The 14,115-nt window shown below is 37.3% G+C and carries 12 protein-coding genes and 1 other annotated feature; all 12 genes read left to right on the top strand.

Annotated elements, in window-relative coordinates; genetic code table 11:
* Positions 1-286: 286 nt before the first annotated feature.
* The 12 genes from ctsR to cysS all read left to right on the top strand — a co-directional run bounded on the left by ctsR (position 287) and on the right by cysS (position 14,113).
* Positions 287-748, top strand: coding sequence for a transcriptional regulator CtsR (ctsR, locus tag AC0IXC_RS27815; protein WP_002029353.1), 462 nt, complete (start codon positions 287-289; stop codon positions 746-748).
* Between the two features lie 169 nt (positions 749-917).
* The gene (locus tag AC0IXC_RS27820) at positions 918-1,466 is read left to right on the top strand and encodes a UvrB/UvrC motif-containing protein (RefSeq protein WP_002009823.1); all 549 of its coding nucleotides are present in this window, start codon (positions 918-920) and stop codon (positions 1,464-1,466) included.
* Between the two features lie 4 nt (positions 1,467-1,470).
* Entirely contained in the window at positions 1,471-2,535 is a 1,065-nt protein-coding gene (locus tag AC0IXC_RS27825; RefSeq protein WP_002124680.1) for a protein arginine kinase, read from the top strand.
* A gap of 22 nt (positions 2,536-2,557) precedes the next feature.
* The gene (gene clpC / locus AC0IXC_RS27830; RefSeq protein WP_002009819.1) at positions 2,558-4,993 is read left to right on the top strand and encodes an ATP-dependent protease ATP-binding subunit ClpC; all 2,436 of its coding nucleotides are present in this window, start codon (positions 2,558-2,560) and stop codon (positions 4,991-4,993) included.
* Between the two features lie 94 nt (positions 4,994-5,087).
* Positions 5,088-6,464: a DNA repair protein RadA gene (radA, locus tag AC0IXC_RS27835; RefSeq protein WP_002009817.1), complete on the top strand. Its 1,377-nt coding sequence runs from the start codon at positions 5,088-5,090 to the stop codon at positions 6,462-6,464.
* A gap of 3 nt (positions 6,465-6,467) precedes the next feature.
* Positions 6,468-7,541, top strand: coding sequence for a DNA integrity scanning diadenylate cyclase DisA (gene disA, locus AC0IXC_RS27840; protein ID WP_000392162.1), 1,074 nt, complete (start codon positions 6,468-6,470; stop codon positions 7,539-7,541).
* Positions 7,542-7,701: 160 nt separating this feature from the next.
* The gene (locus AC0IXC_RS27845; protein ID WP_002063406.1) at positions 7,702-8,805 is read left to right on the top strand and encodes a PIN/TRAM domain-containing protein; all 1,104 of its coding nucleotides are present in this window, start codon (positions 7,702-7,704) and stop codon (positions 8,803-8,805) included.
* Between the two features lie 16 nt (positions 8,806-8,821).
* Entirely contained in the window at positions 8,822-9,502 is a 681-nt protein-coding gene (ispD, locus tag AC0IXC_RS27850; RefSeq protein ID WP_002009811.1) for a 2-C-methyl-D-erythritol 4-phosphate cytidylyltransferase, read from the top strand.
* A gap of 113 nt (positions 9,503-9,615) precedes the next feature.
* Complete coding sequence (ispF, locus tag AC0IXC_RS27855) at positions 9,616-10,092, top strand: 2-C-methyl-D-erythritol 2,4-cyclodiphosphate synthase (protein WP_000488386.1); 477 nt, start codon at positions 9,616-9,618, stop codon at positions 10,090-10,092.
* Between the two features lie 89 nt (positions 10,093-10,181).
* Positions 10,182-11,639 (top strand): glutamate--tRNA ligase, encoded by a 1,458-nt coding sequence (gene gltX, locus AC0IXC_RS27860; RefSeq protein ID WP_002091496.1) that lies wholly within the window; start codon positions 10,182-10,184, stop codon positions 11,637-11,639.
* 47 nt (positions 11,640-11,686) lie between these two features.
* Positions 11,687-11,932: a binding site (T-box leader), on the top strand.
* Between the two features lie 137 nt (positions 11,933-12,069).
* Positions 12,070-12,735 (top strand): serine O-acetyltransferase, encoded by a 666-nt coding sequence (gene cysE / locus AC0IXC_RS27865; protein ID WP_002091498.1) that lies wholly within the window; start codon positions 12,070-12,072, stop codon positions 12,733-12,735.
* Complete coding sequence (cysS, locus tag AC0IXC_RS27870; RefSeq protein ID WP_002091500.1) at positions 12,716-14,113, top strand: cysteine--tRNA ligase; 1,398 nt, start codon at positions 12,716-12,718, stop codon at positions 14,111-14,113. The genes cysE and cysS overlap by 20 nt, the downstream gene beginning before the upstream one ends.
* The last annotated feature ends 2 nt before the right edge of the window (positions 14,114-14,115 follow it).

The raw sequence follows: 14,115 nt of genomic DNA on the forward strand, positions 1-14,115 counted from the left end.
ACACGGAAGTTAAGCTCTCTAGCGCCGATGGTAGTTGGGACCTTGTCCCTGTGAGAGTAGGACGTCGCCAAGCAAAATAAAAACACAAGTCTTTTGACTTGTGTTTTTTCGTGTTTCTTTTTACAATTCATAGTAATTTAAAAAATCTTTACTTAAAGAATCGTCCTTTTGATTAAAGACAGGGAAATGTGGCTAGGATAGTGAATAAGCAAAAGAGTTGCAAATTTTTTTAATACGTATATAATTAAAGTCAAAGATAGTCAAAGTCAATAAAGGTGGCGGATAAATGAGAAATATATCTGATATCATTGAGAAATATCTAAAGCAAGTTATTGACTTAAGCAATAATAATGCGATTGAAATCAAGAGGAATGAGGTCGCTGATCGATTCGATTGTGTGCCGTCTCAAATCAACTATGTAATCAATACCCGTTTTACGTTAGAAAGAGGATTCGTAGTAGAAAGTAAACGAGGTGGAGGAGGTTACATTCGCATTATAAAAGTCAAACTGCATGATGATATAGACATTATTGATCAAATGCTTCATATGATTGATCATAGCGTTGCACAAGGAAATGCAGAAAGCATGATTATACGTTTAATAGAAGAGGGTATTATAACAAATCGTGAAGCTAAACTTATGTTAAGCGTACTAGATCGTTCTGTATTATTAATGGATGTTCCTTCTCGAGATGAACTTAGGGCTCGAATATTATGCGCAATGTTAAGAACACTGAAATATAAATAAATATAACTTTTGTTAAGAATGATAGCTAAGATAATGCAGTTTAATATTGTAGGGATTTTGAAAGATGACATGTGCTTTTACTAAATGGATTAAGGAAAGAGAACAATCTAGTAATGTATGAAAAGTATCATGAGATAGATCGTTCCTGTTGTAAAGGTGGGGGATAGCGATGACTTGTCAAAACTGTAATATAAGACCAGCAACTTTACATTATACAAAAGTAATCAACGGAAAAAAGGCGGAAGTTCATCTTTGCGAGCAATGTGCAGAACAAAGTGGCTATACGTCTTTCTTTCAATCACCGCAGTCTAATTTTTCATTCCATGACCTATTAGCCGGATTATTGCATAGTGAACCGGCAATGTTTGAAGAAGGGCAAGATGCATTTTCAAATACAAATATATCAAGATGTCCGAATTGTAAGATGACATATGAACAATTTACAAAAGTGGGACGCTTTGGATGTGCTTCTTGTTACGATACATTTAAGGGGCATTTAAAACCGTTGTTAAAACGTCTTCACGGTGGGCATACGGATCATTGTGGAAAAATTCCTGAACGTATAGAAGGAAATATCTACTTAAAGAAAGAATTAGATGAACTAAAACTCAATCTGAAACAATATGTACAGAAAGAGGAATTTGAGAAAGCGGCTGAAGTACGAGATAAAATTCGAGGTCTTGTAAATCAGCTTAGTGAGCATAGAGAGGGGGAATAGTTCTATGTCACTGGACAGAATCATGAATGAAGCGATTAGTCCATGGATGAAGGGAGATGGCCCTGATTCTGATATTGTTTTAAGTAGTCGAATTCGTTTGGCTCGTAATTTTAAAAAATATCAATTCTCTACTATGCAAAACGAGGAAGAAGCTAAGCAGATTCATGAGTTATTTAAGAAGAAGTTTATAAAAAAACCTGTAGAACCTTTTGGGGAGTTTGAACTATTAAAAATGAATGAATTAAATCCTCTTCAAAGGAGAGTTTTAGTTGAGAAGCATTTAATTAGTCCAAATCTTGCAGGAACAGAATACGGAGCATGCCTACTATCAGAAAGTGAACATATAAGTATCATGCTTAATGAAGAGGATCATGTTAGGATTCAGTGCCTATTTTCAGGTTTACAGTTATCAGAGGCGATTCAAAGTGCCAATCAAATAGATAATTGGATCGAGGAGCAGGTTGAATATGCTTTTGATGAATCGCTTGGATATATTACGAGTTGCCCCACTAACGTCGGTACAGGATTAAGGGCTTCGGTAATGATTCATTTGCCGGGACTGGTTTTAACGAAAAGAATTAACCGTATTATACAAGTAATTCAAAAATTAGGGTTAGTAGTAAGAGGAATATACGGTGAAGGTAGCGAAGCGTTAGGTAATATATTTCAAGTGTCAAATCAAATGACACTAGGGAAATCAGAAGAAGATATTATTGCAGATTTAAAGAGTGTCATTCAACAAATCATCCATCAAGAAAAAACGGCTAGAGAATTAATTGTACAAAATTCAAGCATTGAGCTTGAAGATAAAGTATATCGTTCTTACGGAATACTAGCTAACAGTCGTTTAATTCAATCTGCAGAAGCAGCCACTTGCTTATCAGATGTACGGCTTGGTATTGACTTAGGATATATACAAGGTATATCGAGAAATATTTTAACTGAGTTAATGGTTCTTACTCAGCCAGGCATTTTGCAACAATATGCAGGAGGACCTTTAGGACCAGAAGAAAGAGATTATCGAAGAGCAACCTTAATCCGTGAGCGATTACGAATTGAACAAAATTAAGCGCAAGTAGGAGGCGATTTCTATGATGTTTGGAAGATTTACAGAACGAGCACAGAAAGTATTAGCTTTATCTCAAGAGGAAGCAATTCGCATTGGGCATAATAATATTGGAACAGAACATATTTTACTTGGGCTTGTACGCGAAGGTGAAGGAATTGCAGCAAAAGCGTTAATTGCTCTTGGATTAAGTCCAGAGAAAGTTCAAAAAGAGGTAGAAGCATTAATTGGACGTGGAACGGAAGCTTCTCAAACAGTACATTACACACCTCGTGCTAAAAAAGTTATTGAGTTGTCTATGGACGAAGCTCGTAAGCTAGGCCATTCCTACGTTGGAACAGAACATATTTTACTTGGTTTAATCCGTGAAGGTGAAGGTGTAGCAGCACGCGTTTTAAATAATTTAGGTGTAAGCCTAAATAAAGCAAGACAACAAGTGTTACAACTCCTTGGAAGTAATGAAGCTAGTTCAGGTCACCAGGGTGGTTCATCAACAAATGCGAATACACCTACACTTGACAGTCTAGCACGTGATTTAACAGTTGTTGCACGTGAAAATCGTTTAGATCCTGTTATTGGACGTAGTAAAGAAATTCAACGTGTAATTGAAGTGTTAAGCCGTAGAACAAAAAACAATCCAGTATTAATTGGAGAACCTGGTGTAGGTAAGACAGCAATTGCGGAAGGATTAGCACAGCAAATTGTAAATAATGAAGTTCCTGAAACTTTAAGAGATAAGCGTGTTATGACATTAGATATGGGTACAGTTGTTGCTGGAACAAAATATCGTGGTGAATTTGAGGATCGTTTAAAGAAAGTGATGGATGAGATTCGCCAAGCTGGTAACATCATTCTATTTATTGATGAGCTTCATACGTTAATTGGTGCAGGCGGGGCGGAAGGTGCAATTGATGCATCGAATATTTTAAAACCATCTTTAGCACGTGGTGAATTACAATGTATTGGTGCAACAACTTTAGACGAATATCGTAAATATATTGAAAAGGATGCGGCATTAGAAAGACGTTTCCAACCAATTCATGTTGATGAACCAAACTTAGAAGAATCAGTTCAAATTTTAAAAGGTTTACGTGACCGTTATGAGGCGCATCACCGCGTATCTATTACAGATGATGCAATCGATGCGGCTGTAAAACTTTCAGATCGTTACATTACAGACCGTTTTTTACCTGATAAAGCAATCGATTTAATTGATGAGGCTGCATCAAAAGTGCGCTTACGTTCTTATACAACACCGCCAAACTTAAAAGAGCTTGAAGTGAAGCTTGAGGAAATTAGAAAAGAAAAAGATGCAGCTGTACAAAGCCAAGAATTTGAAAAAGCTGCTTCCTTACGTGATATGGAACAACGTTTACGTGAAAAGTTAGAAGATACAAAGCGTCAGTGGAAAGAGAAACAAGGACAAGAAAACTCAGAAGTAACAGTAGAAGATATTGCAAATGTCGTTTCCACATGGACACGTATTCCAGTTTCTAAACTTGCACAAACAGAGACAGATAAATTATTAAACTTGGAATCAATTTTACATGATCGTTTAATTGGGCAGGATGAAGCAGTTGTAGCTGTGGCAAAAGCTGTTCGTCGTGCGAGAGCGGGATTAAAAGATCCGAAACGTCCAATTGGCTCATTTATTTTCCTAGGACCTACTGGTGTAGGTAAAACAGAACTAGCAAGGGCATTAGCAGAATCTATGTTCGGTGATGAGGATGCAATGATCCGCATCGATATGTCTGAGTACATGGAAAAGCATTCTACTTCTCGTTTAGTTGGATCTCCTCCAGGATATGTTGGATATGAAGAAGGTGGACAATTAACAGAGAAAGTTCGTCGTAAGCCATATTCAGTTGTCTTATTAGATGAAGTAGAGAAAGCTCATCCTGATGTGTTTAATATTTTACTACAAGTATTAGAAGATGGCCGTTTAACAGATTCTAAAGGACGTACAGTTGATTTCCGTAATACAATTGTTATTATGACGTCTAATGTTGGTGCAGACGCATTAAAACGTAATAAACATCTTGGATTTAACGTACAAGATGAGAGCCGTGATTATTCAGATATGAAAGGTAAAGTAATGGATGAATTGAAAAAAGCATTTCGTCCAGAATTCTTAAACCGTATTGATGAAATTATCGTGTTCCATATGCTTGAGAAAAAACATATTCAAGAAATTGTAACTCTTATGGTGAATCAGTTAGTGAAACGCTTAAAAGAACAAGAGATTGAATTGCACTTAACAGAAGGAGCAATTTCAGCAATTGCTGATAAAGGATTTGATCGAGAGTACGGTGCTCGTCCGCTTCGTAGAGCAATTCAAAAACATGTAGAAGATAGACTATCAGAAGAACTGTTAAAAGGTGCTATTGAGAAAGGACAAAAAGTTATCTTTGATATAGAAGGAGAATCATTTGTCATTCATAGTGCGGAAAAGGTAAAATAAGTATAGACAAACAAAGAGGGCTACGCGATAGCCCTCTTTCTTGTACGAGAAGGATAAACGTTTGTAGATGAAAGTGAAGTGAACTATAAAAGATATGGCTAAAAAGAAAACAAAATTTACATGTCAAGAATGTGGTTATCAGTCGCCAAAATATATGGGGAAATGTCCTGGATGTGGTCAATGGAATACGCTTGTTGAAGAGATGGAACCAGTTGTATCATCAAGACGCCTTAATTATGCCAATGCAATTCAATCAGAAGTAACAAAACCAAGACGCTTAACAGAGGTAGAAACAAAGTCTGAGGCGCGTATTGAAACGAAATTTCAAGAGTTTAACCGTGTACTTGGTGGCGGGATTGTAGATGGATCTTTAGTACTTATTGGTGGAGACCCTGGGATTGGGAAATCAACATTGTTATTACAAATTTCATCGCAATTAGCAGATTCTTCATATGATGTACTATACATATCAGGTGAGGAGTCAGCAAAGCAGATCAAACTTCGTGCAGATCGTTTGCATGTAAAGGGTAGTAATCTATTTGTTGTAGCAGAGACTGATTTACAGAGAATTGCAGCGCACATTGAAGAGATGAATCCAGCTTTTGTTGTTATTGACTCCATTCAGACGATACATTTACCTGAAGTGACGTCAGCCCCAGGGAGTGTAACGCAAGTACGTGAATGTACAGCGGAATTAATGAAACTTGCAAAGACGAAAGGGATTCCTATTTTTATCGTCGGACATGTGACAAAAGAAGGGGCAATTGCAGGACCACGTATGCTAGAACATATGGTTGATGCAGTTCTTTACTTTGAAGGAGATCGTCACCATACATATCGTATTTTGCGAGCTGTGAAGAACCGTTTTGGTTCCACAAATGAAATGGGTATCTTTGAAATGAAGGAACTAGGTCTTGCAGAAGTACTAAATCCTTCTGAAATTTTCCTTGAGGAACGTCCAGTTGGAGTTGCAGGATCCACAGTGGTTGCTTCAATGGAAGGAACAAGACCGGTTTTAGTAGAAATACAAGCATTAATCTCCCCTACTAGTTTTGGAAATCCTCGAAGAATGGCGACGGGAATTGATCATAACCGCGTTTCACTTATTATGGCAGTGCTAGAAAAAAGAACAGGTTTATTGTTGCAAAATCAAGACGCATATTTAAAAGTTGCGGGTGGCTTGAAATTAGATGAACCAGCAATCGATCTAGCTGTCGCCTTAAGTATTGCTTCAAGTTTCAGAGATAAAGCTACTGCACCAGCCGATGCGGTAATAGGAGAAGTAGGCCTAACTGGAGAAATAAGAAGAGTATCAAGAATTGAACAACGTGTACAAGAAGCAGCGAAATTAGGATTTCAACGTGCTATTATTCCTAGAAAAAATTTGGGAGGATGGACAATTCCAGATGGGATTGAGGTAGTAGGTGTTTCTAATTTAGGAGAAGCGCTTCGTTTGACATTAGGAGGCTAGGCTATGGAGGAAAACAAGCAACGTGTCAAAAGTATGATTAATATTCTACAGCTTGTTGCCCCAGGAACACCACTACGCGAAGGGATAGATAACGTACTTCGTGCGCAAACTGGAGGGCTAATTGTTCTTGGGTATAATGAGCAGATTAAAAGTATTGTTGATGGAGGATTTCACATTAATTGTGCATTCTCACCGGCTAGTTTATATGAATTAGCAAAAATGGATGGGGCACTTATTTTAAATGAAACTGGGAGCAAAATTTTAATTGCAAATGCACAATTAGTTCCAGATCCATCCATTGATTCTATTGAAACAGGTATGCGTCACCGAACGGCAGAGCGTGTAGCAAAGCAGACGGCTAGCCTTGTTGTGGCTATTTCACAAAGACGTAACGTAATTACACTATATCAAGGGAACTTACGTTATACACTAAAAGATATAGGTGTAATTTTAACAAAGGCAAACCAAGCTATTCAAACGTTAGAAAAATATAAAGCTGTATGGAATGATGGGATTACGAATTTGGGCATTCTAGAATTTGAAGAGGTCGTTACAATGTCCGAGGTAGTTCACGTTTTACATAGTGTTGAAATGGTACTGCGTATTAAAAATGAAATAGTGAGCTACATTCATGAGTTAGGAACGGAAGGAAGGTTAATTCGTTTACAACTTACAGAATTACTAGCCGACTTAGAAGCAGAGGCAGCGTTATTAATTAAGGATTATTATCAAGAAAAAACGCAGGATCACCATCAAATTTTGAAAAAGTTACAAGATCTTGCAAATACACAGCTTTTAGAGGATAGCGATTTAGTTAAATTGCTCGGCTATCCAGGGCAAATGAGCTTAGAAGAAAGCGTGACACCGAGGGGATACCGAATCGCAAGCAAAATTTCTCGTGTTCCACCACTTATCATTGAAAATTTAATTAATCGATTTAAAACATTGCAAGGTGTTTGTCGTGCAACTATTAATGAATTGGATGATGTGGAAGGAATTGGGGAAGTTAGGGCGAAGAAAATACGAGAGGGCCTAAAAAGAATTCAAGAGCATCTCTATATGAGTAGACACAATTAAGAATATTACATTGATTCCATAATATAACGACACTAGAACATTTTTGTTATATGATATGGTATATTGGTAAATAAAACTATTTACAAAAAAACACGTCCGCTTTTGCATTCGGCGTTTTGATTAGCAAAACAATGGTTAATAATGAGTAGGAGGTGGTTGGATGTTAAAAAGGATCGTACAGCTCTTCTTTTTAGTGATCGGGGGAGCGTTAGGGATTTTTCTAATCCCAAAAGTTATTAATGTATTGGACGTTGGTGCTGTTCCTTTGCTTGAGGGATCGTACGTTCGTGCAATTATTGGTGCAATTATTTTATTTTTAACAACATTTTGGCTTGTGGATTATATTGTTCAACTTATTAAACATATCGAAGAAGCCCTTGTAAAGGCACCGGTAGCGGATGTTTTATTTGGTACATTAGGGTTGATCTCTGGTCTTATTGTTGCATATTTAATTTTGATACCAATTCGTGAATTCACGATTCCAGTCATTAGTACAGTATTACAAGTGTTCTTTACTCTTTTACTTGGTTATTTAGGATTCCAAGTAGGATTTAAAAAGAGAAATGAATTGCTAGGATTATTTACATTACCCCAGCGTGGAGGTAAGAAGAAAAACAATAGCGAGAACGAAGAGGTAGAGGTAGAAAAATCTACAACTCATTGGAAAATTCTCGATACAAGCGTAATTATTGATGGACGTATTGCGGATATTTGCCAAACGAAGTTTTTAGAAGGAACAATTGTGATTCCACAATTCGTATTAGAAGAGCTTCAGCATATTGCCGATTCTTCTGATGCTTTAAAGCGTAATCGTGGTCGCAGAGGATTAGACATTTTAAATCGTATTCAAAAAGAGCTACCAATTCCGGTGGAAATTTATGAAGGCGATTTTGAGGATATCCAAGAGGTGGATAGCAAGCTTGTAAAGTTAGCTAAAATCACTGGTGGAACTGTTGTAACAAATGATTTCAACTTAAACAAAGTTTCTGAATTACAAGGAGTAACAGTATTAAACATTAACGATTTAGCAAATGCAATTAAACCAGTCGTACTCCCTGGCGAAGAATTAAGTGTTTATGTTGTGAAAGATGGTAAAGAACAAAATCAAGGTGTGGCATATTTAGATGATGGCACGATGATTGTAGTAGAAGACGGTAGAGAATATGTCGGTTCGCAACTTAATGTACTAGTTACAAGTGTGTTGCAAACATCGGCTGGTCGTATGATTTTCGCAAAACGTAAATTATTAGAAAAAGCATTATAAGTAGAGGATTATTAATATGTATACGTTAATTATTCCAGCAGCGGGTCAAGGGAAACGGATGGGTGCTGGCAAAAACAAGTTGTTCTTACTTATAAATGGAGTACCTATCATTGTGCATACATTACGTGCTTTTGAAAAAGATAAAGCATGTAAACGTATTATCATGGCAATTAACGAAGAGGAACGCCCTTATTTTGAGGAGTTAATGCAGAAGTACCCGGTTGAAAAGCAGGTGCAATTTATTCAAGGCGGGGCCGAAAGACAAGATAGTGTGTATAATGCGCTTCAGTATGTGAGTGGTGTTGAATATGTTCTCGTACACGATGGTGCGCGCCCGTTCGTAACGAATAAGATGATGCAAGATGTATTAACTGCAGCAGAGAAATATGGTGCTTCCATTTGTGCGGTGCCAGTGAAGGATACCATTAAGAAAGTAGAACAGGGTGTTGTTGTTGAAACGGTAGAACGTTCTCAGCTTAAAGCGGTTCAAACGCCGCAAGGATTTTCTGTTCCTCTTTTATTAGAAGCTCATAGAAGTGCAAAGCAAAGTTGTTTTCTTGGTACAGATGACGCAAGTCTCGTAGAACGTGTAGGGAAGAAAGTAGGCGTAGTAGAGGGGAGTTACTATAATATTAAAGTGACGACTCCAGAGGACTTACTAATTGCTGAAAGTTTCCTTCATGTTCAGAAGAAATAGAAGTGATGGTATTATAGTAAAGAAAAGCTCGGCAGTTGCCGGGCTTTTCTTTATAGAGATAGCAATATAATATAGAATTCATAAAGTAGTTTAGATTGAGGAGGATGTAAAGAATGTTTCGAATTGGACAAGGTTTTGATGTACATGAATTTGCGGAAGGTAGACCGTTAATTATCGGTGGAATTACAATTCCTCATGAAAAAGGATTAATCGGTCACTCGGATGCAGATGTATTGTTACATACGATTGCTGACGCATGTCTAGGAGCAATTGCAGCAGGAGATATTGGAAAACATTTTCCCGATACAGATCCTGCCTTCAAAGATGCGGATTCAGCTGTATTGTTACAAAAGGTTTGGGAATTTGTGCGTGAACAAGGTTATGAGCTAGGGAACCTAGATTGTACAATTATTGCCCAAAAGCCAAAAATGGCACCGCATATTGAAAGCATGCGTAAACGCATTAGTGAACTATTAGAAACGTCTATTGATAATATTAATGTAAAGGCAACAACAACAGAAAAATTAGGATTTACAGGTAGAGAAGAAGGGATTGCTTCTCAAGCGGTTGTTTTATTACAGAAAAAATAGTGGTTTTTAATTCGTAAGATGGATAATCACGTTTTTTTGGTGTACAATTATAGAATGTGTTGACATTAAGATTGGAAGGTGTACCAACTATGGAAAAGCAAGTGAGAGTGCGCTATGCGCCAAGTCCAACAGGACACTTACATATCGGAAATGCGCGTACGGCATTATTTAATTATTTATTTGCTCGTCATCAAGATGGTAAGTTTATTATTCGTATTGAAGATACTGATGTGAAACGTAATGTTGCTGGTGGAGAAGAAAGCCAATTAAAATACTTGAAATGGCTCGGTATGGACTGGGATGAAGGTGTTGATGTTGGTGGTGAATTTGGACCATATCGTCAAACAGAGCGTTTAGATATTTATAAAAAATTATATAAAGATTTATTAGAGCGTGATTTAGCTTACAAATGTTATATGACAGAAGAAGAGCTAGAAGCAGAGCGTGAAGGTCAAATCGCTCGTGGTGAAACACCGCGTTATGCAGGAAACCACCGTGATTTAACTGAGGAGCAAATTAAAGGATTTGAGGCTGAAGGCCGTATTCCAAGTATTCGCTTCCGTGTGCCGGCTGATAGCGACTACACGTTTAAAGATCTCGTAAAAGATGAAGTTGCATTCCATTCAAATGATTTTGGTGATTTCGTTATCGTGAAAAAAGATGGAATTCCAACTTATAACTTTGCGGTAGCGGTAGATGATCACTTAATGGAGATTACACACGTACTTCGTGGTGATGATCATATTTCAAACACGCCAAAACAAATGATGATTTACGAAGCTTTCGGTTGGGATATCCCGAAGTTCGGTCATATGACTTTAATTGTAAACGAAAGCCGTAAAAAGCTAAGTAAGCGTGACGAATCTATTATTCAATTTATTGAGCAATATAAAGAGCTTGGATATCTTCCAGAAGCAATCTTTAACTTTATTGCATTACTAGGTTGGTCACCAGTAGGTGAAGAAGAAGTCTTCTCTCAAGATGAGTTCATCAAAATGTTTGATGCAGCTCGTTTATCAAAATCACCTGCATTATTTGATTCCCAAAAACTAAAATGGATGAACAACCAATATATGAAAAAACAAGATTTAGATACGGTTGTTGAACTAAGCTTACCGCATTTAGTGAAAGCGGGTCGCGTAGGTGAAAACTTAAGCGAACAAGAACAAGCGTGGGTTCGTGATGTAATTGCTTTATATCATGACCAAATGAGCTTTGGAGCTGAAATTGTAGAGCTTTCTGAAATGTTCTTTAAAGATCATGTTGATCATGAAGAAGAGGGACAAGAAGTATTGAAAGGTGAACAAGTACCTGAAGTACTTCGTGCATTTGCCGATCAATTAGAAGCTTTAGAAGCAATGGAGCCAGCGGCAGTTAAGGCGGCTATTAAAGCAGTTCAAAAAGAAACAGGACATAAAGGTAAAAACCTATTTATGCCAATCCGTGTTGCTACTACTGGACAAACACATGGTCCAGAGCTTCCTAACGCTATTGCTCTTCTTGGAAAAGAAAAAGTTTTAAATCGTATTCAAAAAGTAATTGGTTAACATTTTCTAGGTTTAGCAATATAATAAGTATATCTAAAATCTAATAAGGAAAAGCGACGAGAAGGAGAAGTAGAAAATCAGGCTTTTTACAGAGAGAACCACCCTTAGGCTGGAAGTGGTTTATAAGCGGATTTTTGAAATGCCCCTTCGAGTCTTCTGTTGAACAGCGAAGTATTTCGCGGAACGTCTTAGGGCGCAAAGTAAACAGAAGCGGTGTAAACCGTTATCATGGATGAGTTTGAGGCTTCTTTAGCCTAAACAGAGTGGAACCGCGCTTATAAGGCGTCTCTGTCTATATGACAGAGGCGTCTTTTTTTTATACCATGTAAATGGTGTGAGTATAAGTTTTATCCCCTTGTATAAAGATTTAGGGGGAAGTGGGGAGTTAGTTCACTCGAAAAAAGCAGCCCATAAAGGGGAGGGAACATCGATGTTTAAGAGGCTTCGGGAAGATATTGAAGTCGTTTTTGAACAGGATCCAGCGGCAAGAAGTTATTTCGAAGTCATTTTAACTTACTCTGGATTACATGCAGTTTGGGCCCATCGAATTGCACATGCTTTTTATAAAAGGAATTTTTTCTTTATGGCACGTTGGATTTCGCAAGTTAGCCGTTTTTTTACTGGCATTGAGATTCATCCAGGAGCAACTATTGGTCGTCGTTTTTTCATTGATCATGGAATGGGGGTTGTAATTGGAGAAACGTGTGAAATTGGCGAAAACGTAACAATTTATCAAGGTGTCACATTAGGTGGTACAGGTAAAGAAAAAGGAAAGAGGCACCCTACAATTCAGGATAATGTATTAATTGCAACAGGTGCTAAAGTACTAGGTTCTATTACTATTGGAGAGAATTCTAAAATTGGAGCAGGATCTGTCGTGTTAAAGGAAGTTCCTGCGCATTCTACAGTTGTAGGTATACCTGGCCGAGTCGTTATTCAAAATGGAGTAAAAATTGGTCAAGAATTAAATCATTCTGATCTTCCGGATCCGATTTTTGATAAATTAAAGGTTATGGAAGTAGAACTTGATAAATTGAGAAAGCAACTTGAAGTAAAGGTAGGAAGGAAGGATAAAAATGACTATTCACATTTATAATACGTTAACGCGTCAAAAAGAAGAGTTTATGCCATTAGAAGAAAATAAGGTAAAGATGTATGTGTGTGGACCTACAGTGTATAACTACATTCACATTGGGAATGCAAGACCACCTATGGTGTTTGATACAGTACGTCGTTACTTAGAATATAAAGGATATGATGTGCAGTATGTATCTAACTTTACTGACGTGGATGATAAATTAATTAAGGCGGCAAACGAATTAGGTGAAGATGTGCCAACAATTGCAGATCGTTTTGTTGAAGCTTACTTTGAAGATGTAACGGCACTAGGTTGCAAACATGCAACGGTTCATCCACGTGTAACGGAAAATATGGATATCATTATTGAATTTATTCAAGAACTTGTGAATAAAGGGTATGCATATGAATCAGAAGGTGATGTGTACTTTAAAACGAAAGAATTCGAAGGTTACGGTAAATTATCACATCAACCGATTGCAGACTTACGTCACGGTGCACGTATTGAAGTAGGAGAAAAGAAACAAGACCCTCTTGATTTTGCTTTATGGAAAGCTGCGAAAGAAGGAGAAATCTTCTGGGAAAGCCCTTGGGGGAAAGGACGCCCAGGGTGGCATATTGAATGCTCAGCAATGGCGCGTAAATATTTAGGGGATACAATTGATATTCATGCTGGTGGTCAAGATTTAGCATTTCCTCATCATGAAAATGAAATTGCGCAGTCTGAGGCGTTGACAGGAAAAACATTTGCACGTTATTGGATGCATAACGGATATATTAATATTAATAACGAGAAGATGTCTAAGTCGCTTGGAAACTTCATTTTAGTTCACGATATCATTAAACAATATGATCCACAGTTAATCAGGTTCTTTATGCTATCGGTACATTACCGTCACCCAATTAACTTTAGCGAGGATTTATTGCAAAGTACTAATAATGGACTAGAAAGAATTAAAACAGCTTACGGTAACTTAAAGCATCGTATGGAAAGTAGTACGGATTTAACGGACCATAATGAAAAATGGTTAGCTGAAATGGAAAAGTTCCAGGTTGCATTCGAAGAAGCGATGGATGATGATTTCAATACGGCTAATGCGATTACTGAATTATATAACGTAGCAAATCACGCAAATCAATATTTGTTAGAAGAACATACTTCTAAAGTTGTAATTGAAGCGTATGTAAAACAACTTGAAACATTATTTAGTATTTTAGGATTAGAATTAGCACAAGAAGAGTTGCTTGATGAAGAAATTGAAGCACTAATCCAAAAGCGTATCGAAGCTCGTCAAAATCGTGACTTCGCACTATCTGATCAAATTCGCGATGATTTAAAAGGACGTAATATTATTTTAGAAGATACCGCTCAAGGTACAAGATGGAAAAGAGGATAAGA

The organism is Bacillus sp. AC266 (assembly GCF_979253805.1).